This is a genomic window from Pandoraea sp. LA3 (genome assembly GCF_022696215.1).
In the GTDB taxonomy this organism is placed as follows: domain Bacteria; phylum Pseudomonadota; class Gammaproteobacteria; order Burkholderiales; family Burkholderiaceae; genus Pandoraea; species Pandoraea capi.
The window spans coordinates 19,413-41,187 of sequence record NZ_PTPY01000015.1; the positions used below are offsets into that span (position 1 = coordinate 19,413).

Here is a 21,775-nt window from a genome sequence, read left to right on the forward strand (position 1 = left end):
AAGGGCGCTTGCCGGGAAACTTTCGAACGCATGGTATATCATACCAACCGGATGTTCGCACTGTGTGTGACGTCCCCCGCTTCTCCTCCCTGAGCGGGCGCCTGTCGTTCTACGATAAGGCTTATTTAAACCCGCCGTGCCTACACGGCGGTTTTTTTATGTGCGCTCGAATCGTTGCAACGTCCGGGCAATGGTCAAGCAACGTCCCTGAACGGTGCGCGTTCTGTCGGTTTCTCGTCGGTATCGTCCATTCGGACGATGGTCGCCCTCTGTCGCTTCGCGCCATCGATCCAGTTCAGAACCAACCGACGTAGGGCCCAGCCCGCCGCGACGATTTGTCGCGCTCGGTATGTGCGTTGAACGTCTACCTTAGAAAGCTGGCGTGTCGAGCGAAAATGGCGTTTAAAACGCTAAACCGTAACCGGAGTCAGTGTCTTGCCATCGCGGCAAGCCACCCGTCGGATACGTCAGGATATACGCCGGATGTGCCGGATCTGCGGGGGATATCCGACGAGGAAAGGCTTACTTTTTCGCAGCGTCTCGTGCCGGAATGGCGAGCCAGTCCTCGAGCACGCGCTGCGCGGCATCGACACCGGTCCGCTTGAGCGACGAGAACAACTGCGCCGTGAATTGCGGTGGCACAGACGGATCGTCGGACGGCAGGCCGTCGGTGCGCGGCAACGCGGACAGACGCTTTTGCGTCTCGCGCAGCACGTTCGTGGATTCCTGGCGCGTGAGCTTGTCGGCCTTCGTCAGCAGCGCGTGGATGGGGCGCCCCGTCGGCATGAACCAGTCGATGAGCTCGCAGTCCAGGTCCGTGAACGGACGGCGCGAGTCCATCACGAGCACCAGGCCGCGCAACTGCGGGCGCTGCACCAGATAGTCGCCGAGAAGCTGCTGCCAGTGCACCTTTACGCCGCCGCCGACCTCGGCATAGCCGTAACCGGGCAAATCGACGAGATAGCCGTAAAGGTGCTCAAGGTGAGCGATCTCGAAATAGTTGATGTGTTGCGTGCGGCCCGGCGTCTTGCTGGAGAACGCAAGACGCTTCTGATTGCACAGGATGTTGAGCGCGCTGGACTTGCCCGCGTTCGAGCGGCCCGCGAAGGCGACCTCGGGCACGGCCGTGGGCGGCAGGTCGCGCAAATGATTGACGGTCGTAAAGAAGCGGGCTTGATGAAGTAGGGACATGACGGAAACCGGGGAGCGCAGCAACCATTGGCATCGGGCTGCAACGCGGGCGCAGGCACGCAAAAACGGCAGGTTCGGCGCCCGCCGGCGACAGGCCGGGAAGCCCCGTTCTGCGGCCTTCTACATGGAATCCCCTAAAGCCGGGGAAAGTCTTTATTGTACAATATGAAAGTTAACCTTGGCCTTGCCAGGGCTTGCCCGAACGTCTCGCGCGCCGTGAGGTTGGAGGAGAAACGCGGCGTCGGACGGTGAGTTCGAACGACCGATTTCCCGACAAAACAGATATAAGGTGTGCGAATGAACCGAGGAGTGTGGAAGTCTCTCGCTGCAACACCATTGGCGCTGGCATGCTTTCTTCTGAGCGGTGCAGGACAAGCCGCCGAGCCTCAGACGCCCGCCAAACCCGATCTGGCCCGGGGGCAGGCCATCGCCAGTCAGGTCTGCGCCGCGTGCCACGCGGCCGACGGCAACAGCACCGGTGGGGCTTATCCGAAGCTGGCCGGTCAACATTCCGAATATCTCTACAAGCAGCTCGTCGACTTCAAGGCGCAGCCCGGCAAGACTCCCGCGCGTAACAACCCCATCATGGCCGGTATGGTCGCGGCGCTCTCCGATCAGGACATGCACAACGTGTCGGCGTACTTCGCGTCACAGACGGCAAAACCGGGGGCCGCGCGCAACAAGGACACCGTGCCGCTCGGCGAGAAGATTTACCGTGGCGGCATCGCGGAGAAGGGCGTGCCGGCCTGCGCCGCGTGTCATGGCCCGACGGGCGCAGGCATGCCGTCGCAGTACCCGCGTCTGTCCGGTCAGTGGGCGGAGTACACCGCGGCTCAGCTCGTGGCGTTCCGCGATGAAACGCGCGGCAACAACGCGCCGATGCACACCATCGGTGGCCGTCTGTCAGACAAGGAAATCAAAGCCGTCGCGGATTACATCGCCGGTCTGCGCTAAGCGTGATGATCGGGAGCCCTGCCCTGACACCATGTGAACGTCAGGGTATATTCGCTGACTTATAACGAAACCAGTCACGGCGCCGCAGAGCGACGGGAGCGAACTGGTTTAGCATACACAGGGTGGCGGGCGCGTGAGATACGCGTCCCCGCCCTTTTTTGTTGTCGGAAACAGGATGAGCATCAGTACCTCCGGAATGCAGATCAAGGGAGCGCAACGATGGGTGCGCGACGGCGTCGAGCTGGTCAGCTCGATGCGCTTCGCCATCAGTCTGCTCACCGTGCTCGCGATTGCCAGCATCGTTGGCACCGTGCTCAAGCAGGGCGACCCTTACCCCAATTACGTCAATCAGTTCGGTCCGTTCTGGGCCGACGTCTTTCGCTCGCTCGGGCTGTACACCGTGTACAGCTCGTGGTGGTTCCTGCTGATCCTCTTCTTCCTGATGGCGTCGACGACGCTGTGCATCGTGCGCAACGCGCCGAAGATGATCGCGGACATTCGGAGCTGGCGCGATCACGTGCGCGAAGGCAGCCTGCGTGCGTTCGGTCACAAGGCCGAATACGTCGGGCCGTTGTCGCGTGTCGATCTGCTCAAGCGGGTGACGGGCTATCTCGGACATCGCGGTTACCGCTTCGTCGTGCGTGAGCGCGAAGGCGCGACGCTCGTGGCCGCGAAAGCCGGGGCGATCAACAAGATCGGCTACATCTTCGCGCACAGTGCGATCGTCATCATCTGTCTGGGTGGCCTCGTGGACAGCGATCTGCTGATTCGTGCCCAGATGGCGCTGTTCGGCAAATCGCCGCTGCAAGGCAATGCAGTGATCGCGCAGATTCCGGAGACACATCGTCTTTCGCCGAACAACCCCGCTTTCCGCGGCTACGCATTCGTGCCGGAAGGCGGCAAATCGACGACGGCGATTCTGAATTTTCAGGATGGCTCGGTGGTGCAGGATCTGCCGTTCGCCATCGAACTGAAGAAATTCCACGTCGATTACTACTCGACCGGCATGCCCAAGCTCTTCGCGAGCGACATCGTGGTGACCGATCCCGAGACCGGCAAGACGATGGATGCGACCGTGAAGGTCAACGAGCCTTTCATTTACAAGGGCGTGGCGATTTATCAGTCGAGCTTCGAGGACGGCGGCAGCAAACTGAAGCTCACCGGTTACCCCATGCACGGCGCGACGGATCGCACCTTCGCGTTTTCCGGCGACATCGGCGGCTCGACCCAACTGCGCGGCGGTGCGGCCGGCAAGGACGAGTACACGGTCGAGTTCAGCGACTTCCGCGCCATCAACGTCGAGAACATCAGCAATGGCAGCGGCGAGCGCGACGTGCGCGGCGTGGCCCGCAAGTCGCTGCGCGATGACCTGAGTGCGCAACTCGGTTCCGGCGCGCGCTCCGATCTGAGCAAGGACCTGCGCAACGTCGGCCCGTCCGTGCAGTACAAGGTACGCGACCGTAGCGGTCAGGCGAAGGAGTACCGCAATTACATGCTGCCGATTCTGGTGGAAGACGGCGAGCGTGTATTCATGACGGGGGTGCGTGACACCCCGGATGGCCCGTTCCAGTATCTGCGCATCCCGGCGGACGCCGATGGCTCCGTCAAACAATGGATGCTGTTGCGCGCCGCCCTTCAGGATGACGGTGCCCGCGGCGAGGCTGCGCGTCGGTTCGCGGCGCAGTCGCTGCCGGCGCAAACGTCTGCCGAACTGCGTGGTCAGTTGCAGGAGAGTGCCAAGCGTGAGCTGGATCTGTTCGCGGGGGCGATTCCGGCGAGCAAGGATGGCCATGCTACGGGCGGTTTGCAGGCGATCGCCGAATTCGTGAACGAGAAGGTACCGCCGGAGCAGCAGTCGAACGCAGCGGTCATGTTCCGACGCATTCTGGACGGCGCGATCTGGCAGCTCTGGCAGGTCGCCCGCGAGAAGGCCGGTCAGCCCGAAATGGCGCCGGCGCCGGAGAGCGAGCGATTCGTGCACACGGCTACCAACGCGCTGTCCGACAATTTCCTGTACGACGCACCGGTCTTCCTGCAGCTCGATTCGTTCGAGCAAATCCAGGCCAGCGTCTTCCAGCTCACGCGATCCCCGGGTAAAAAGATCGTGTATCTTGGCAGCTTACTGCTGGTGCTCGGCATTTTCTCGATGTTCTACGTGCGCGAGCGGCGTTTGTGGCTGTGGGTCAAGGACACGCCGGAGGGTGGCAGTTCGGTGTTGATGGCGGTGTCGACGACGCGTCGCACACTGGACTTCGAAAAGGAATTCGCCCGCACGAAGGCGGAGATGGACGAGATCGTCACAAAACGATGAGGGTGAGACAGATGGAGTTATCCCAGGGCTATTCAGAGATCTCGTGGCTGCGCCGCCGCAGTATCGGCGACTGGTTGTTCGCGCTTGCGCTGGCAATCGGTGCGGGTTTCGCGCTCAACCGCTACGGTCACTACATGGATTACTACGAGCACACGATTCTGGTGCTCGCGGTGCCGACCTTTGCCGTGCTTGGCTGGCATTGGCGCTCAGTGCGCTGGCTGATGGCCGGGATCGCAATCCTCGCGCTTTCGGGCATCGGGATGTATCACCATGATCTCGCGCGCGCCGATCAGGCCTTCTTTCTGAAGTACTTTCTGTCCAGTCAGTCCGCCATTCTGTGGATGAGCGCGCTGTTTTTCCTGTCGACACTCTTCTACTGGGGCGGCCTGCTGGCCCGTTCGCCGTTCGGGGCGAGTGTGGGCTCGTCGTTGTGCTGGGCGGCCGTGCTGCTCGGCTTCACCGGCATGATGGTGCGTTGGTACGAGTCGTATCTCGTCGGCGCGGACGTCGGTCACATCCCCATCTCGAACCTGTACGAAGTGTTCGTGCTGTTCTGCCTGATCACGGCGCTGTTTTACCTGTATTACGAGCAACGCTACGAAACGCGCTCGCTCGGACCGTTCGTGTTGCTGGTGATCAGCGCGGCCGTGGGTTTCAACCTCTGGTACAGCGTGGCGCGCAGCGCTTACGAGATTCAGCCGCTGGTACCCGCGCTTCAGAGCTGGTGGATGAAGATCCACGTGCCGGCGAACTTCATCGGCTATGGCACGTTTGCACTGGCGGCGATGGTGGCCGTGGCGTATCTGCTCAAGTCGAGTGAAAACAAGCGTCTGGTTGCGAAGGGCAAGCCGCTCGATAGCGGGTTCTTCTCGTCGCGCCTGCCATCGCTCGAATTGCTCGACGATGTGATGTACAAGGCGATCGCCGTCGGTTTTGCGTTCTTCACGATTGCGACGATTCTCGGCGCACTCTGGGCGGCAGACGCCTGGGGCGGCTACTGGAGCTGGGATCCCAAGGAGACGTGGGCACTGATCGTCTGGCTGAACTACGCAGCGTGGTTGCACATGCGCCTCATGAAGGGGCTGCGTGGCGTGGTCGCCGCGTGGTGGTCGCTGACGGGGCTGCTGATCACGACGTTTGCGTTCCTTGGCGTGAACATGTTCCTGTCGGGATTGCATAGTTACGGACAGCTCTGACGCATAAGGCTGGCGTCTGAATTTGACGATCCGGGCGATCCAGGCCGTTCGGGCTCGAAAAGCCGCCGCACCGAGGTGCCGGCGGCTTTTTTCATCGTGACGTATGATTTCCCGCAGTGTCACCTCGGGAACGACGTCAATCGCGCGTCAGTCATACCGGGCACGAGGCATCTCGGCAATATCGGCACATCAGGCGAGCCTGGAGGGCGCATCATGAGTACGAACAAGTCGCTTCTGCGCGGGGCGAACATCCCGGCTAGCCACATTACGCCGCGTGACGTGGCGACCGGGCGGCGGCGTTTCCTGCAGGCTTCGAGCGTCGGGTTGACGGGCCTGGGGGGCGCCGCGCTGGGCCTCCTGCCTTCGGGGGCCTTTGCGGCTGACAGCCCGGGCACCGGACTGAGCAAGCTCGCGGCGACACGCAATACGCGATATGTCGTCACCGACAAGCCGACCGACATCAAGGATGTCACCACCTACAACAACTTCTACGAATTCGGCACCGACAAGTCCGACCCGGCGCGGCGTGCAGGCACGCTCAAGCCGCGTCCGTGGCAGGTGGCCATCGAGGGAGCGGTGAAACAGCCGAAGGTCTACGACCTCGATGCGTTGCTCAAACTGGCGCCGCTCGAAGAGCGCGTCTATCGGCACCGCTGCGTGGAAGGCTGGTCGATGGTCATTCCGTGGATTGGTTACTCGCTGTCCGAGCTCATCAAACAGGTGCAGCCCACGGGCAACGCGAAATACGTGGAGTTCGTCACGCTGGCCGATCCGAAGCAGATGCCCGGGCTGTCGTATCCGGTGTTGAGCTGGCCGTATGTGGAAGGCTTGCGGATGGACGAAGCCATGCACCCGCTCTCGCTGCTGACGTTCGGTCTGTATGGCGAGGTATTGCCGAATCAGAACGGCGCGCCGGTACGCATGGTGGTGCCCTGGAAATACGGCTTCAAGAGTGCCAAGTCCATTGTGAAGATCCGTTTCGTCGAGAAAATGCCGCTGACGAGCTGGAATCGTGCCGCATCGGACGAGTATGGTTTCTACTCGAACGTGAATCCGGAAGTCGATCATCCGCGCTGGAGTCAGGCTACCGAACGTCGCATTGGCGACGGCGGCATTTTCACCCCCAAGCGCAAGACACTGATGTTCAACGGATACGGTGAACAGGTCGCCAGCCTGTATCAGGGCATGGATCTGCGCAAATTCTTCTGAGCTTCCCAGCGGATACGCCGTGCCGACATCCCCTTCTCATTCGTCCGGCGAGCCCGGGCACGGGCGCAACGATGCGCAAGCGACACCGACAGTCGGCCCGGCGACCCGTGCCGGCGTTACCAGGCGTCCCGCGCAACGCTGGCTCGTGTGGGTCAAAGCGGTGGTTTTCCTGCTCGCGCTGGTGCCGCTGCTGCGGCTTGTCATCTATGGCGCGACGGACCAGTTGGGCGCAAATCCCGTCGAATTCATCACCCGATCGACAGGGACCTGGACGCTGGTGATGCTCTGCATCACGCTGGCCATCACCCCCGTGCGCCGCATGACCGGCATGACCTGGTTATTGCGATGCAGACGCATGCTCGGACTGTTCGCGTTTTTCTACGGCGCGCTGCATTTCGCGACGTATTTCTGGCTGGATCAGTGGTTTGACTGGACGAGTATCTTGCGCGACGTCACCGGCAAACGCCCGTTTATCACCGTGGGGTTTGCGGCGTTCGTGCTGATGGTGCCGCTGGCGCTGACGTCCCCGCACGCGATGGTGCGATGGCTGGGCGGGCGGCGCTGGCAACAACTGCATCGCGCGATTTACGCGATTGCCGTGCTAGCGATCCTGCATTACTGGTGGATGAAGGCGGGCAAGAACGACCTTGCCCAACCGGCGATCTATGCGATCGTTGTGGCGGGCCTGCTTGGCGCCCGCGTGATCTGGGCGCTGCGCAGGCCGCGAACTCAGACGTTGCCGGGCAGCAGTCGCTCGCCGGCAAACAGCGATTCGACCGTCTCGCGTTCGCGCACGAGATAGGCGTCGTTGCCATCGACCATGACTTCGGCCGCACGCGGACGCGTGTTGTAGTTGGAGCTCATCGTAAAGCCGTAAGCGCCGGCCGAGCGAATCGCGAGCAGATCATCCGGCTCGATGGCCAGCGCCCGGTCGCGACCGAGCCAGTCACCGCTTTCGCAAACGGGGCCGACGACATCGTAGGTACTTGCCTCGCCCGTGCGGCGTGCGACCGGGTCAATGCGGTGATACGCCTCGTACATTGCCGGACGCGCCAGATCATTCATCGCCGCGTCGACGATGGCAAAGTTCTTGGTCTCGCCGTGCTTGAGGAATTCCACGCGCGTGAGCAGTACACCGGCATTACCCACGAGCGAGCGGCCCGGTTCGAACAGCACCTGCCGATGGCCGTGACCGCGCTTGGCGATGTGGTCGAGCAGCGTCGTGGCGAATGCCGTGATATCCGGCGGGGTTTCGTCCGTATAGGTGATGCCCAGACCACCCCCCACGTCGATGTGATGCAGCGAGATACCTGCGGTTTCGAGCTTTTCGACGAGATCGAGGACCTTGTCGGTGGCGTCGAGATACGGTGAGATCTCGGTGATTTGCGACCCGATGTGGCAATCGATGCCGACAACTTCGAGGTGCGGCATGGCGGCCGCCGCACGATAGGCGTCGAACGCTTCTTCATAGGCCACGCCGAACTTGTTGCCGCGCAGGCCTGTGGAAATATAGGGGTGCGTCTTGGCGTCGACGTTCGGATTCACGCGCAACGAGACACGTGCACGCTTGCCCATCTGCCCCGCCACTGCATTGAGCCGGTCGAGTTCCGGGCGCGATTCCACGTTGAAGCAGAACACGTCCTTTTCCAATGCGTAGCGCATTTCGTCCGCGTGCTTGCCGACACCGGAAAACACGGCGCGCCTGGGATCGCCACCCGCGGCGATGACACGCGCGAGTTCGCCGGCCGACACGATGTCGAAGCCTGCACCGAGTTTGGCGAAGACGCCGAGCACTGCGAGGTTCGAGTTGGCCTTGGCTGCGTAGTGCACCGCCGCGTTACGGCCTTCGCATGCTTTGGCATAGGCCTGATAGGCCTGCGTCAGGGCCGCCTTCGAATAGACGTAGAGCGGGGTGCCGAAGCGTTCGGCAAGCGCGGGGAGGGCTACGCCCTCGGCGTGGAGTACGTCGTCGCGGTAGGAGAAAATGGCGTCGGACATCGCAGAAACTCGGTAATCAACTGGGCAACTAGGGGGCGCCGGTCGCGTCGGGGGGATTTCGCCTCGGCGCGTCGAGGCCGATCTCGCGGATGTCGGCCATCGTCGGCAAATTTTCGCTTATTCCGCTCACTCCGGCTTGGCCGGCGGTTGCACGGTTGCCGGCGGCACATCGACCGACGGTCCGCGCTGCGGCTCGGCCACACGCGGCGGCGGCGGGACCGGCGCACCTGGCGGTGGCGTCGGTTTCACGGGGCGCGCCGGGAGGTACAGCGGGCCAGCCTGGCCACAACCGGCCAGTGCGCTCAAAAGGGCAATCGACGCTACAATCGCGCAGGTTCGAATAGGTGCAGTCATGGGGGTATCGCCGCGTGGTGCGGCATGCAAACGATGACGCAAACCGTGGAGTTTAGCATGACGGAAAGTGAATTCCTGGCGCTCGCAGAGGCAGTGCTGGCGCAGGTCGAAGCGGCTGTCGAAGGCGTGGTCGACAATAGCGACGTGGATATCGATTGCGAGCGTACGGGCAACGTACTGACGCTCGAATTCGACGATGGCAGCAAGATCATCGTCAACGTGCAAACGCCGATGAGCGAGATCTGGATCGCTGCGCGTTCGGGCGGTTTCCATTTCCGCCTGAAAGGCGACAAATGGCGCGATACGCGCGACGACTCCGAGTTGTTCGAAGCCCTGTCGCGCTTCGCATCGCAGCAAGCCGGTGAGACGGTGACGTTTCAGGCTGGCTGAGGAGTTACCGGCCTAACGGCCGCCCCCAAGCCAGTCCGCAAGCCCTGAGCGATATCAGGGCTTGCTGTTGAACATATCCAGGATGCGTTGTCGCTCCTGACGATCGACCGGCGCTGGTGCCGGTGACGGCGCGTGCGACGGTGCAGGTACCGCGCCCGGCTGAGCCGGCATCTGGCCGGGCAGCGCGCCCGACGGTCCCGGAGATGCCGAGCCGTCCGGTGCCGTGTCAGCGCTCAGCCCCACCGTGCTGACGGCGCGTCCCGGCGGATAGTCGTCGTAGAAATAGTCCCCATTGGCCTGAATGACGCCCGGCGGAATCGCACGGGTCGACTCCGGCACCCCGCGCAACGCCTTCGACATGTAGTCGATCCAGATCGGCAGTGCCAGACCGCCACCGGTTTCGCGGTCCCCCAGATTGCGCGGTTGATCGAAGCCGATCCACGCAACGCCCACCAACTGAGATTGATAGCCGGCGAACCACGCGTCGTGGGAATCGTTCGTCGTCCCGGTCTTGCCGGCGAGATCGCTGCGCTTGAGTGCGTTGGTCTTGGCCGCAGTGCCGCGTGTCGCCACGTCGTGCAGCATCGAATTCATGATGAACGCGTTCCGTGCCGGGATCGCCCGAATCGACTCGTCACCGGCCGGCGTCGGCTTCTCCTCCATGATCACGTTGCCCTTCGAGTCGGTGATGCGCGCCACGATAAAGGGGTTCACCCGGAAGCCGCCATTCGCGAACACGGCATAACCGCTAGCCATTTGCAGCGGCGTGACCATGCCTGCGCCAAGTGCCATCGGCAGGTAGGCCGGATGCTTGTCCGCCTCGAAGCCGAATCGGCCGATGAACTTCTGCGCATACCCCGGCGTGATGCTTTGCAGGATGCGGATCGACACGAGGTTGCGTGAGCGCATGAGTGCGACGCGCATCGGCTCCGGTCCGTCGAAACCGCCACCATAGTTCTTCGGCTCCCACGGCTGCCCGCCCGTCTGCGCCGCCGAGAAATACAGCGGGCCGTCGTTAATGATCGTGGCGGGGGCAAAACCCTTCTCGAGCGCAGCCGAGTAAATGAACGGCTTGAAGCTCGATCCCGGCTGACGCCATGCTTGCGTCACGTGGTTGAACTTGTTGCGGTTGAAGTCGAAGCCCCCGACCAGCGAGCGGATGGCGCCGTTTTGCGGATCGAGCGACACGAACGCCGCTTCGATGTCCGGCATCTGCACGATGCGCCAGTTGTCCTTCGCGTCCTTCGTGACGCGGATGACCGAGCCCGGGCGAATCTTCTGCTTCGGTTGCGCCTTGGCGCTCAGACCGGCTGCTGCAAAGCGCAGCCCGTCGCCCGTGACGGTGACGTCGTCGCCGTTGAGCAGAACCGCCTTGACCTGCTGCGGGGCTGCCGACAGTACGACCGCCGCGACCATGTCACCGCTGTCCGGATGCTCGACCAGTGTGTCGTCGATCAACTGTTCGCGCTCGTCCTTGTCACTCGGCAAATCGATGTTGGCTTCCGGGCCACGATAGCCGTGGCGCAGTTCATACGCCATGACGCCCGCACGCAGTGCTTCGTAAGCCGCTTCCTGATCGGCCGAATTGATCGTCGTGTAGACGTTGAAGCCGCGCGTGTAAATCTCGTCCTTGAACTGTGCGTAGAGCAACTGACGGACCATTTCGGCGACATAGCCGGCATGCACGCTGAATTCGCTACCCAGCCCGCGCACCACCAGTTCCTGCGCGATGGCCTGCTCGTATTCGGCTTTCGAGGCATACCCAAGGTCATACATCCGCTTGAGGATGTATTCCTGACGCACGCGAGCGCGCTTGTAATTGACGATCGGGTTATAGGCCGACGGTGCCTTCGGGAGTCCGGCAAGCATCGCGGCTTCGGCGAGCGTGATGTCCTTGAGGTCCTTGCCGAAATACACGCGGGCCGCGCTGGCGAAGCCGTAAGCACGCTCGCCGAGATAGATCTGATTCATGTACAGCTCGAGAATCTGATCCTTCGACAGACGCGATTCAATCTTGTAGGCGAGCAGCGCCTCGTAAATCTTGCGCGTGTATGTCTTCTCGCTCGACAGGAAGAAGTTGCGCGCCACCTGCATGGTGATCGTACTGGCCCCTTGCGACGAGCCGCCACGCGTGAAGTTGGCGACGCCCGCACGGAAGATGCCGATGAAGTCGACGCCACCGTGCTGATAGAAGCGATCGTCCTCGATGGCGAGCACGGCTTTCTTCATGACATCGGGGATGTCGGCAAAGCGCACGAGATTGCGGCGCTCCTCGCCGAATTCACCGATCTGGATCTCGTCGGCCGTATAGATACGCAGCGGAATCTTCGGCCGGTAATCGACGATCGTGTCCAGCGACGGCAATTGCGGCGTCATCACCACCAGGATGTACCCCGCGAGCAACGCGCCACATACGACCATCGCGGCGATAAGGCCTACGAACCAAAGGGCGAGGCGCAGCCAGATGGAGCGGCGCGGTTTGGGCGGGCGCTTGTCGCGGGGTGTCTCGGTTTGGGGTGTGCTTGCCATGGGGGAACCGGAAAAAACGATGGGCCGATTATAACGAACGACCCGTGACCTCCCTCGGCAGCTCCCCGAAATCGGAGTTCGCGCCTATGAGGACTAAGAATCCGCCGAGTGAAAAACGGCGCAAATTCCGAAAGCGCATTTTTCTCGCCGTGCTAACGCCGAGATTCGGAATCGTCCGATTGGACGGTCGCACCGTGCCCGCTAGCATCGATCGCATCGATAGGGCGAGAGACGGGAGGAGATCATGGTCGCAGCGATTTTGCGCGGTGTGCGTTACGTGGGCAATCAACTGGCGGCGGCGTTGCCCCGCAACGACGGCGGCGCTTGCGGTATTCACTTTGACGCGGGGGGTATGCAATTCGTTCGCATGGCACGCACGACAGGGGGAGAGCCGTGGGGTCTGAGTGCTTGTGGGAGTGCTGTCATCGACGATGGCATGTTGAACGGCGCACAGATTGCCAAGCCGGAAGCATTGGCACGCAGGCTGGGCGAGTTGCTGGAGCGGCTGGAAATCGAACCGCAGGACTTGCAGGGTGACACGATTGTCATGGCGCTTCCCTCGCAGGGACTCAGGAGCCAGGTCATCGACTATCCCGCTGATCTGCCGCCGCGCGCGCTACGTGCATGGTGCGAGCGGCGCGCTGCCCTGCTGTTGCCCGGCGACGGCACTGTCGATTCGAGAAGCCGTGTCGGTGTGACGTGGGCCGAGCCCGGCAGTCATCGCCTTAGGTTGTACGCGTGTGAAGCGGCGTTGGCGGATGACAGGGTTGCCGTGCTGGAAATGGCGGGGCTGCGCACGCATGCGATGGATGCGGCGCACAGGGCGGGGCGTCGGGCATTCCGATGGGCCCGAACGAAAATGCATGGCGTATCGCAGCCGGAATCCGCGTCGGCGGCACATTCAAATGTCCCGCCCGTCGCGTTGCTACAGATCGACGCGCAGGAGGTCGATCTGGCGGTTTTCAACGGGCAGACATGTGTCGCAGACGTTCGCGAGCGGTTTGACGGCGTCAATGCCCATTCAGAAGCCCTGGCAAGCGTAGTGCGGACGTTGTTGGGGGCGTTGCCTGTCGTCCCGCAAATCCTTCACGTGACGGCGAGAGGGGCAAGTCCGAGCGAACTTGAGGATATCTGCGTCGCCATAGCCGCCACATGTGGTGTCGAAGTCGGTGCTTTCGATCCGCTGAGCCATCTGACGCCCGCAGGTTCTTCCATGTCACGTTTCCACGCGCCAGCACAGCGGACGGTACTCACCGTGCCGTTTGGGCTCGCATTGCGTGCCATGTCGATACGAGGCATGTCATGCGAATGAGTGCTGAATTGCCGCCGCTCGACTTCCTTCCCACGTTGGCACAGCGACGACAGCGCGACTTCCGCCGTCAATGGCGTATCTGGCTGGGTATTGCTGCGTGTGGCGCATTCGCATCGCTGGGGCCCATCGCCTGGGATGAGCATCAACGTCGGGAGTCGAAGTTGCAACGCGTGGCATTGCGAGCGGCGAGCGAGAAGTTGAGTGCCGAGGTGAGGGCGTTCGATACCACGGTGCGCAAGCTTGGCGAGATGCAGGCGCATCGCAGGGCAACGTCCGCTTTGGTCGGGCGGCGGCAACCTGCCGCACAGCGATTGCTGGATGTCATGAGGGCGTGTGCCGACGGTGTCAGATTGACGTTGGTGAAGACGGTCGACGAGCACCTGCGACTGGAGGGGTATGCAACGACACAGTCGCGTGTGCGAGAGACGCAGAAACGGTTGCGCGCGTTGCCGTGGGTGCGCAAGGTTGCAGAAGTGGAGTCGAGCGTGGTGCCGGAAAGCGTCAGACGGCAATGGGCCGCCGGGCAGGCGTCTGCCGCTATGCCCAACGTGCGTCGTTTCACGTTACGCATCGAACTCCGGCAGGTGCCTGTGCCGGTGGTGTTGGCGGGAGTGACCGACATCGATGCCGACGTTGATCGGCCGGTAACGGAGGAGGTGCCCGATGTACGGTGACAAACACCCGCCGGACGACGTTCGCGACACGTTTCATGACATGAGCGAGCGATGGGGCGCGCTATGGCGTCGATGGACGGCTATCTCGCCGGCAGAGTGGGCATTGTCTGTGCAGTGGGCGCTGGCGGTGCTGGCCGGGATGGCCGGGCTCGCGCTGGCGTGGTCGATATGGTGGCTGGTGGGACTGCCGACGTGGGCGACCTTGAGGAACGATCTTGGAGTCGAGCGGCAAACATTGGAACGAGCCAACGACGCGGCGCGTCGGCTGCCGGATCTTGCAGCGCGGCTGCGAAATGCAGAGGCGGAGACGATTGCCTGGCGACGGTTGCTACCGATCGCCAGACCGATGGCTGAGGGGGACACAACGGAGGGAGACACCGAAATGTCGAGGCAGGCATCGCACGATCCGTCTGCGCTGGAGCGGGCGACGGGTGGCGAGACGCGCAATGATGCGGGCGCGATCGGGCGGAGCGACGCTAGTGACTCGAACGACGAAATCGACGACACAGATGAGGCTGTCGCCGCCTGGCGTACCGATCTTGAGCGGCTTGTTGCAGGTTCGGGGCTGGTGCTGGAATTCGCCCGGCCGGGGCCCTCTGAAACGTCCGGTGATCTTATGGTCGAGCGGGCAGAGATGCGCGTTCGGGGGACTGTCGCCAACTTGCTTGGCTGGCTTGGCGAGATCGACACCGTGCCGCGCCACCTTGCGGTCGGACAGTTTGCCATTCAAGGGCCTCGAATGCCCACCGGTCCGGTGGGCGGCACGGCCCATTCCGAAGACACGGAAGCGACGTTGACCGTCATGGTGTCCGCCTATCTTTGGCAGCGTCCCGCCGAGCGGGGGAGGGTCAACGTGCAGGCGAATCTGACGTGGCCCGCGTTGCCTGTGCCGCCTCGGCAGTGGCAAATGCCCTCGGACACTATCGATGTCTTTCGCACGCCGCTAACCCGCCGCGCGGCGCAGGACGCGGTCACGATGGTCGCGTCAACAGCGGCGGCATCGGTCGACGAGGCGGGGCCCGTCGGTTCGATGCGTCTGGGCTCTCGGCATCTCGTCCTCCAGCGTGCCGGCCCGACCGGGCTCACGGCGACGTGGCGCGATCAGGCGCCGACGCGCGGTGGCGCATCTCCTGAGCATGACACGACCTCTGTCGACGTGACACTCAGTGGCGTGGAGACTGGCGATGCGTTGAGGGCGTTTGCACGTCTGACCGGGCGCAGTGTCGTCATCGGCGAGCGCGTGACCGGGCGTCTCGACATGGAGGTGCAGGGGGTGTCTGCCGCAACGGCGTTCGACGTCATGATCCGAAGTGCGGGACTCGGTGTGCAATCGCTCAATGGCGTGGACTGGATCGCGCCTCGCGCTGATTTGCTGGCCGACGAGCAGACGCAACTGGAAGCGGCGGCGAAACGCGAAGCGCTGCTGCCGTTGGCGGCACGGCGCTTTACGCTGAACTACCCGCGTGCGCTGGCGCTGAGAGACATCATTCTTGGGGAAAAGGACAGCAAGGGGCAGCGATTGTTGTCCTCGCGTGGCAGTCTGATCGCGGATCCGCGTACGAACCAGTTGTTCGTGACTGACCTGCCTGAAAAGCTCGACGCGCTCGCGTCGTTTATTGCCCGCATCGACGTTCCTGTCCGCCAGGTGCTGATCGAGGCGCGCATCGTCGAGGCGGATGACCGGTTCAGCGAGTCGCTTGGGGTGCGGCTTGCCGGGCGTCAGGGTGGCGCCGGGTCAGGGGGTACCGAAGGCCGGCTGCCGGCTGCGACCGGTGCAGGCGATTTCCGACTCGCACCCGATTCGACGGGCGCGGCCGGAGGGAGTCGGGGGAACAGGGAGGCTGGAGGATTTGGCGGGGCAGGTGGAGGCGGTGGTATGGGCACGAATCGCGATGAAACGAGCGCACCGGGTAGCGCAATGGACGTCGGGCTGTCTGCGGCGGCGCTGGCAGGTGTGACGCCGCCAAGCCTCGCGATCACGCTGTTCGGGCGGTCCGCAAGCCGCTTTCTGCAACTGGAACTCTCTGCGCTGGAGACCAGCGGTCAAGGGCGGGTCGTATCGCGGCCGCGTGTCGTCACCGCTGACAAGGTGCAAGCGCTCATCGAGCAGGGTACGGAGTTGCCGTATCAGACGCGTAGCGGACGTCGCGGTGTGGCCTCCGTCCAGTTTCGCAAAGCCACGTTGCGGCTGGAGGTCACTCCCCTGATCACACCGGACGGTCAGGTGATTCTCGACGTCGACGTACGAAAGGACAGTGTCGGGCAGGCCGTGGTCGAGGGGTTTGCTGTCGATACCCGGCACGTTCGCACGCAGGTCCAGGTCGAAAACGGCGGGACGGTCGCCATCGGCGGGATTTATCAGGAGGTGCGCCGAGACAGCCGTGCCGCCGTGCCATGGTTGGGCGAGGTGCCGCTACTCGGCGCGCTTTTCCGTAACCGCGCCAATGAAGACCGCCGGACGGAATTGCTGGTATTCCTGACGCCGAGTGTGGTGCCGGAGGGCAGCCGAGAGGCCGACGCGTCGGCCGAGGCGAGCGGCCTTGCGTCGGCTGTTCGCCCGATGGGGAGGCCGTCTGTCGGGCCTTCCCGGTTGCCGGAGCCCGTGACGGAGAGCGTGCGAGACCCGGTTCCAGGCCCCATTCTCGATGACCTGCCGGCCGCGCATCCCCGTCTCATCGGGGTGTTCCCCGAGGCGACGCGTTCCGCACGCCCGACGCAGATACCGGTATCATCAGGGATTGGAACCCAAATATCAGCGATTTATGCTGGAAAACGTAATACTTGTCGGACTGATGGGGGCGGGCAAGACCACGGTTGGACGCGCCGTCGCGCGACGTCTCGGGCGGCAGTTCTATGACTCCGACCATGAGATCGAGGCGCGTACCGGCGTGCGCATTCCGGTCATCTTCGAGCACGAAGGCGAGGAAGGCTTTCGTCAGCGCGAGACCCAGACCATCGACGAACTCACTCAACGCAGCGGAATTGTCCTTGCCACCGGCGGGGGCGCGGTGCTGCGCGCGGAAAACCGCGAGTACATCAAATCGCGCGGAACGGTGGTGTATCTGCGCGCCAATCCGCATGACCTCTGGTTGCGCACACGTCGCGACAAGAATCGTCCGTTGCTGCAAACCGCCGATCCGCGTGCACGACTCGAACAGCTCTATCAGGAGCGCGATGCGCTTTACCGCGAATGCGCGACGTTCATCATCGAAACAGGACGACCGAGCGTCAACGCCCTGGTCAACATGGTGCTGATGCAGTTGGAAGTCGCGGGCATCGTTCCGAGCGCTGCGGATCTCGCGGTTTCTGAGGCGTCGGACGCCTCGGAGATGCCGGAAGGGGCGCAAGGCGATACGACGTCGCTGCATCCCGCTGTCGGCGCCAGTGACGCCGTTGGCGAAGTGGATGTCAACGACGCCAACCGCGCCGGTGACGATATGCCTGATGCCTCCGGTACTACCGATACCCCCGGTGCTTCCGGTGCAATATCGAGCGCAGCGCACGCGGGACAGCGGAGCGTAGGTGACATCGGTTTGCCTCAGACGAGTGCTGGCGGTGCGGTGCCTTCCGAGCCGCTGTTATCCGGGCGTGATACCTTTCCTCGCTGATATCGGCCGACATCGACCGTTATCGCTGAACATGACAACAAGCCAACAAGTGGCATGAAAGCGGCATGATTACCCTGAAACTCGAGCTTGGCGAGCGCGCCTACCCCATCCACATCGGCACGGAACTGCTGAAGCAGGACGCGTTGTTTGCGCCGCACATTCGCGGCACGCATGCCGTGATCGTCACGAACACGACCGTCGCGCCGCTGTATGCCGAGCAGGTTGCGCAAACGCTGCAACGGCTGGGCAAGCGTGTCGTGACCGCCGTGCTGCCCGATGGCGAAGCCCACAAGAACTGGCAGACGCTCAACCTGATCTTCGACGAGCTCCTCGGCGCTCAGGCAGACCGCAAGGCCACGCTGATCGCACTGGGCGGCGGCGTGGTGGGCGATATGACCGGATTCGCGGCCGCTTGCTACATGCGCGGCGTGCCCTTCGTGCAGGTACCGACGACGCTGCTCTCGCAGGTCGATTCTTCGGTGGGCGGCAAGACGGGGATCAATCATCCGCTGGGCAAGAACATGATCGGTGCGTTCTGGCAGCCGAGCGCTGTGCTGGCCGATATCGGTACGCTGTCCACCTTGCCCGATCGCGAACTGGCCGCAGGGATGGCGGAAGTCATCAAACACGGCGTGATTGCCGACGAGAAGTATTTCGACTGGATCGAGGCCAATATCGACCTGCTGAACGGTCGTGACACGGCGGCGCTCACGTATGCCGTGCAGCGCTCGTGCGAGATCAAGGCCGCCGTTGTGGCCAGCGACGAGCGCGAGCAGGGACTGCGCGCGACATTGAACTTCGGGCACACGTTCGGCCATGCCATCGAAGCCGGGCTCGGCTATGGCGAGTGGCTGCATGGTGAGGCCGTGGGCTGCGGTATGGTGATGGCCGCCGATCTGTCGGCCCGCCTGGGATTCATCGACGACGCCATGGTGCCCCGCATCAAGGCCCTGGTCGCAGCGGCCAAACTGCCGGTCGTCGGCCCGGATCTCGGCGAAGACCGTTACATCGATCTCATGCGTGTCGACAAGAAGGCCGAAGGCGGCGATATCCGCTTCGTGCTGCTCAACCGGTTGGGGCAAGCGTTCATGACGAGCGTGCCCGATGCCGAACTCCGCGCCACGCTGCGCGCCAACGTCTGAGCATGGAGGGCTGGCGATGATCGATTACGAAGCGTCGCTTGCCCCATATGCGGCGCGCTCCAACGCGTCACGTGGACGGCGGTTCGCGGAAGCGGCCCCCTCCACACGGACCGAGTTCCAGCGTGATCGCGACCGTATCATTCACTCGACGGCGTTTCGTCGCCTCGAGTACAAGACGCAGGTCTTCGTCAATCACGAAGGCGACCTGTTTCGCACGCGTCTCACGCACAGCCTCGAAGTCGCGCAGATCGGCCGTTCGATTGCGCGGAATTTGCGGGTGAATGAGGACCTCGTCGAAGCGGTGGCGCTGGCGCATGACCTCGGGCACACACCTTTCGGTCACGCCGGGCAAGACGCGCTGAACGCGTGCATGCAGGACTACGGCGGGTTCGAGCACAACCTTCAGAGCCTCATCGTGGTCGATGAACTCGAAGAGCACTACGGTGGTTTCAACGGCCTGAATCTTTGCTTCGAGACGCGAGAGGGCATTCTCAAGCATTGTTCGCGCGCGAATGCGCGGGGACTCGGTGAACTGGGCGAGCGCTTTCTCAAGGGGCGCCAGCCGGGCATCGAAGCGCAGATCGCCAATCTGGCGGACGAGATTGCCTACAACAATCACGATATCGACGACGGTGTGCGCTCGGGTTTGCTGGCGCTGGAACAGCTCGACGAAGTGCCGCTATGGAATCGCTATTGCGCCGAGGCGAGGCGCGAGTGGCCGGACATCTCGGGGCGTCGGCTGGTGCACGAAACCACCCGCCGTATCATCAACGCGCTGATCGTCGACCTGATTGCGACGACGCGTCAGCGCGTGGCAGACGCGTCGCCATTCTCCATGGATGACGTGCGCGCTTCAGGCCCGCTGGTGGCGTTCAGCCCCGAAATGCGGGAGCAGGCGGGCAGCCTCAAACGGTTTCTGTTCGATAACCTGTACCGGCACTATCTCGTGATGCGCATGGCCGCGAAGGCACAGCGCATCGTGCAGGAATTGTTCGACGCGTTCCTCTCGGACCCGAGGTTGCTGCCGCCGAACTACCGTCCGGAGAATCCGGCAGATCAGCCTCGCTGGATCGCCCACTACGTCGCAGGGATGACGGATCGCTACGCGATCAAGGAATACCGAAGACTTTTCGCCGTCGAGCCGACGCTCTGAGCGACTAAGAACCCAACAGCGTGGGCGTGAGACGATCAGGCCCACCAAAAACAAACAGCCGGCAATGAGCAATTGCCGGCTGTTTGTTTTTCTACCGCGACAACGACGCGATGAACCGTGGCGCGTCGTCGCGAATCCCGCAACGATGGATTAGCTGCGCCCGGCGATAAAGCCGAGGACCAACGCGACCGCCGCTACCGTTCCGACCGTTTGCCACGGACGTTCATGCACGTACCCATCGGCTTCTTCCCAGACTTCGTTGGCGCGATGGCGCAAGTTGGCACGTGCATCGCCAAAATCGCTGCGCGCCTGACGCAGCTTGTCGCCGATTTCAGCACGCAGTGCTTCGACGTCAGACGCCGATTTGGCGTTGGACAATGCGTGATCCAGATCGTCGAGCAAATCCTTTACGCGGGAGGACACATCGCTGCTCGCCAGGCGCGCTGCGCGTGCCGTGCGTCGTCCGGCGAAGCGTGCATCTTCCAGGCCGCTGTTGATGGCCGTTTCCGCTTTCGAGGTAATTCCCATTTTCAGACTCCCAAGAGGTGGTATTGAAATGCGGCGTCCGGTAGACCCGGGGGGAGACCGACGCCGGTGGAACCCTGAGGCGAGCGGCCATTATGGCGCGACCCGCTTGCGTGCGTACACCATGGAAAGACAGCCAGCCAAAAAAGAAAGTTGCAGCCGTTTGGCTGAAGATGGTGTCGGAATGCGCTGACTTGGGGGCGATCGATGGCGGGGAGTCCCAGAAATGCAAAAACGCCGCACGAGGCGGCGTTTTTGGTACAACTTGACGCGTCTTTCGTCGCGCTGCAGCAGCTTAGAAGCGATAGCCCAGCGACAGGAACGTCACCACCGGGTTCAGCTTCACCTTGGCTTCGCTCGTCGTCGTGATCGGGCCACGGGTCGTCGTCAGCTTGGCCGTGGTGCTCACCGGGATGTACGACACCGAGAATGCCAGCGTCCAGTGCTTGTCGACGTTCCAGTTAAGACCCGCGTTGAACACCGGTGCCCAGGAGTTCGTCAGCGAGGCCGTCGTGTTTCCGCCCGGGCCACCGGTCAGTGCGTTGCTGGCCAGCGACTGGAAGCCCGGCGTCAGTTCGATGTTCGAGTAGAAGAAGTAGCTCGCACCAATACCGACGAACGGACGCCACGTGTCGTTAGCCTGACCGAAGTAATACTTCAGCAACAGGGCGGGGCTCCATTGCTTGGCCGACGCCAGTGATCCGCCACCCGGCAGCGCCAGGTTGCCCTGACCGTACAGGCGGAACTTCGGCGGAATCCCGAAAACACCTTCCACTGCGATGTTGTCGGTGAAGAAGTGCGTCAGCGTGATGCCGAGCGTATCTGCGTCGTCGACCTGAGCCCCCGTATTACCCAGACGGCTGTTCACGAGCCCCGCCAGACCCGGAACATTCGAACCGGTCACGTGCAGCGGATCACTCGAAACCTGGGGCGAGAGATGGAACCAACCCAGGTTGATAACGTTATCCCCGGCTTGCTGTGCGAAGGCGGCCCCCGATGCCGTCAGCATAGCCGCGGCAGCAATCGTCAAATGCTTCAACTTCATCGATTCGTCTCCTGCTCAAGATTCTTTATTGTCGAGAATTTCGTTAAATGAAATTCAGGGCCATTATGCCGACCGTGCAAAGTGGCGGATAGCAAGAGTCTGGAGGTCACGCTCTAATGGTGTTGTATCCGCGCATCGACCTATGGAATGCCCCTAGAAAAAAGCGCTGGACGAAAGAAAAGCG

The 21,775-nt window shown here is 62.7% G+C and carries 17 protein-coding genes and 1 pseudogene; 12 read left to right on the top strand and 6 right to left on the bottom strand.

Annotated elements, in window-relative coordinates; all coding sequences use genetic code 11:
* Positions 1-522 precede the first annotated feature (522 nt).
* Positions 523-1,191 carry a ribosome biogenesis GTP-binding protein YihA/YsxC gene (yihA, locus tag C5N93_RS01350; protein ID WP_242557995.1) on the bottom strand — a complete coding sequence of 223 codons (669 nt, stop codon included), beginning with the start codon at positions 1,189-1,191 and terminating at the stop codon, positions 523-525.
* A gap of 297 nt (positions 1,192-1,488) precedes the next feature.
* Between yihA and C5N93_RS01355 the strand changes: the two genes are divergently transcribed.
* From C5N93_RS01355 to msrQ, 5 genes are all read left to right on the top strand, one after another.
* On the top strand, positions 1,489-2,145 hold the full coding sequence (locus tag C5N93_RS01355; protein ID WP_242557996.1) for a c-type cytochrome: 657 nt from the start codon (positions 1,489-1,491) through the stop codon (positions 2,143-2,145).
* A 175-nt stretch (positions 2,146-2,320) separates the two neighbouring features.
* Positions 2,321-4,456, top strand: a complete 2,136-nt coding sequence (locus C5N93_RS01360) for a cytochrome c biogenesis protein ResB (protein WP_242557997.1) — start codon at positions 2,321-2,323, stop codon at positions 4,454-4,456.
* Between the two features lie 11 nt (positions 4,457-4,467).
* Positions 4,468-5,652, top strand: coding sequence for a c-type cytochrome biogenesis protein CcsB (gene ccsB, locus C5N93_RS01365; RefSeq protein WP_069342352.1), 1,185 nt, complete (start codon positions 4,468-4,470; stop codon positions 5,650-5,652).
* A 213-nt stretch (positions 5,653-5,865) separates the two neighbouring features.
* The gene (gene msrP / locus C5N93_RS01370) at positions 5,866-6,861 is read left to right on the top strand and encodes a protein-methionine-sulfoxide reductase catalytic subunit MsrP (RefSeq protein WP_242557998.1); all 996 of its coding nucleotides are present in this window, start codon (positions 5,866-5,868) and stop codon (positions 6,859-6,861) included.
* 145 nt (positions 6,862-7,006) lie between these two features.
* A complete protein-coding gene (gene msrQ, locus C5N93_RS01375; protein ID WP_242558033.1) occupies positions 7,007-7,663 on the top strand; it encodes a protein-methionine-sulfoxide reductase heme-binding subunit MsrQ in 657 nt (218 codons plus the stop codon).
* Here msrQ and lysA read toward each other — a convergent pair.
* Positions 7,591-8,859, bottom strand: coding sequence for a diaminopimelate decarboxylase (gene lysA / locus C5N93_RS01380; protein WP_242557999.1), 1,269 nt, complete (start codon positions 8,857-8,859; stop codon positions 7,591-7,593). The genes msrQ and lysA overlap by 73 nt on opposite strands.
* Positions 8,860-8,985: 126 nt before the next feature.
* Positions 8,986-9,213 (bottom strand): lipoprotein, encoded by a 228-nt coding sequence (locus tag C5N93_RS01385; protein ID WP_242558000.1) that lies wholly within the window; start codon positions 9,211-9,213, stop codon positions 8,986-8,988.
* A 57-nt stretch (positions 9,214-9,270) separates the two neighbouring features.
* On the opposite strand from C5N93_RS01385, the gene cyaY reads away from it, so the two are divergent.
* Positions 9,271-9,603, top strand: coding sequence for an iron donor protein CyaY (gene cyaY, locus C5N93_RS01390; RefSeq protein WP_242558001.1), 333 nt, complete (start codon positions 9,271-9,273; stop codon positions 9,601-9,603).
* 54 nt (positions 9,604-9,657) lie between these two features.
* Here cyaY and C5N93_RS01395 read toward each other — a convergent pair whose 3' ends face one another.
* The gene (locus tag C5N93_RS01395; protein ID WP_242558002.1) at positions 9,658-12,132 is read right to left on the bottom strand and encodes a penicillin-binding protein 1A; all 2,475 of its coding nucleotides are present in this window, start codon (positions 12,130-12,132) and stop codon (positions 9,658-9,660) included.
* Positions 12,133-12,571: 439 nt separating this feature from the next.
* On the opposite strand from C5N93_RS01395, the gene C5N93_RS01400 reads away from it, so the two are divergent.
* The 6 genes and pseudogenes from C5N93_RS01400 (at position 12,572) to C5N93_RS01425 (ending at position 20,021) form a co-directional block, all read left to right on the top strand.
* Entirely contained in the window at positions 12,572-13,444 is an 873-nt protein-coding gene (locus C5N93_RS01400) for a hypothetical protein (protein WP_242558003.1), read from the top strand.
* Positions 13,435-14,118: a PilN domain-containing protein gene (locus tag C5N93_RS01405; RefSeq protein ID WP_242558004.1), complete on the top strand. Its 684-nt coding sequence runs from the start codon at positions 13,435-13,437 to the stop codon at positions 14,116-14,118. Before C5N93_RS01400 ends, C5N93_RS01405 begins: the two co-directional genes overlap by 10 nt.
* The gene (pilQ, locus tag C5N93_RS01410; RefSeq protein ID WP_242558005.1) at positions 14,108-16,975 is read left to right on the top strand and encodes a type IV pilus secretin PilQ; all 2,868 of its coding nucleotides are present in this window, start codon (positions 14,108-14,110) and stop codon (positions 16,973-16,975) included. Before C5N93_RS01405 ends, pilQ begins: the two co-directional genes overlap by 11 nt.
* Positions 16,881-17,399 (top strand): annotated as a pseudogene (locus C5N93_RS01415) (shikimate kinase); the annotation flags it as partial. The gene pilQ and the pseudogene C5N93_RS01415, both read left to right, overlap by 95 nt.
* 392 nt (positions 17,400-17,791) lie before the next feature.
* On the top strand, positions 17,792-18,868 hold the full coding sequence (gene aroB, locus C5N93_RS01420) for a 3-dehydroquinate synthase (RefSeq protein ID WP_150722460.1): 1,077 nt from the start codon (positions 17,792-17,794) through the stop codon (positions 18,866-18,868).
* 16 nt (positions 18,869-18,884) lie between these two features.
* Positions 18,885-20,021 (top strand): deoxyguanosinetriphosphate triphosphohydrolase, encoded by a 1,137-nt coding sequence (locus tag C5N93_RS01425; protein ID WP_242558006.1) that lies wholly within the window; start codon positions 18,885-18,887, stop codon positions 20,019-20,021.
* A 150-nt stretch (positions 20,022-20,171) separates the two neighbouring features.
* Here C5N93_RS01425 and C5N93_RS01430 read toward each other — a convergent pair whose 3' ends face one another.
* Positions 20,172-20,549: a DUF883 domain-containing protein gene (locus C5N93_RS01430; RefSeq protein ID WP_242558007.1), complete on the bottom strand. Its 378-nt coding sequence runs from the start codon at positions 20,547-20,549 to the stop codon at positions 20,172-20,174.
* A gap of 292 nt (positions 20,550-20,841) precedes the next feature.
* Positions 20,842-21,591: an OmpW family outer membrane protein gene (locus tag C5N93_RS01435; protein WP_242558008.1), complete on the bottom strand. Its 750-nt coding sequence runs from the start codon at positions 21,589-21,591 to the stop codon at positions 20,842-20,844.
* Positions 21,592-21,775 lie beyond the last annotated feature (184 nt).

Coding starts and splice junctions, on each gene's coding strand:
- yihA (WP_242557995.1), bottom strand. CDS start 1,191: ATGTCCCTACTTCATCAAGCCCGCTTCTTTACGACCGTCAATCATTTG.
- C5N93_RS01355 (WP_242557996.1), top strand. CDS start 1,489: ATGAACCGAGGAGTGTGGAAGTCTCTCGCTGCAACACCATTGGCGCTG.
- C5N93_RS01360 (WP_242557997.1), top strand. CDS start 2,321: ATGAGCATCAGTACCTCCGGAATGCAGATCAAGGGAGCGCAACGATGG.
- ccsB (WP_069342352.1), top strand. CDS start 4,468: ATGGAGTTATCCCAGGGCTATTCAGAGATCTCGTGGCTGCGCCGCCGC.
- msrP (WP_242557998.1), top strand. CDS start 5,866: ATGAGTACGAACAAGTCGCTTCTGCGCGGGGCGAACATCCCGGCTAGC.
- lysA (WP_242557999.1), bottom strand. CDS start 8,859: ATGTCCGACGCCATTTTCTCCTACCGCGACGACGTACTCCACGCCGAG.
- C5N93_RS01385 (WP_242558000.1), bottom strand. CDS start 9,213: ATGACTGCACCTATTCGAACCTGCGCGATTGTAGCGTCGATTGCCCTT.
- cyaY (WP_242558001.1), top strand. CDS start 9,271: ATGACGGAAAGTGAATTCCTGGCGCTCGCAGAGGCAGTGCTGGCGCAG.
- C5N93_RS01395 (WP_242558002.1), bottom strand. CDS start 12,132: ATGGCAAGCACACCCCAAACCGAGACACCCCGCGACAAGCGCCCGCCC.
- C5N93_RS01405 (WP_242558004.1), top strand. CDS start 13,435: ATGCGAATGAGTGCTGAATTGCCGCCGCTCGACTTCCTTCCCACGTTG.
- pilQ (WP_242558005.1), top strand. CDS start 14,108: ATGTACGGTGACAAACACCCGCCGGACGACGTTCGCGACACGTTTCAT.
- aroB (WP_150722460.1), top strand. CDS start 17,792: ATGATTACCCTGAAACTCGAGCTTGGCGAGCGCGCCTACCCCATCCAC.
- C5N93_RS01425 (WP_242558006.1), top strand. CDS start 18,885: ATGATCGATTACGAAGCGTCGCTTGCCCCATATGCGGCGCGCTCCAAC.
- C5N93_RS01430 (WP_242558007.1), bottom strand. CDS start 20,549: ATGGGAATTACCTCGAAAGCGGAAACGGCCATCAACAGCGGCCTGGAA.
- C5N93_RS01435 (WP_242558008.1), bottom strand. CDS start 21,591: ATGAAGTTGAAGCATTTGACGATTGCTGCCGCGGCTATGCTGACGGCA.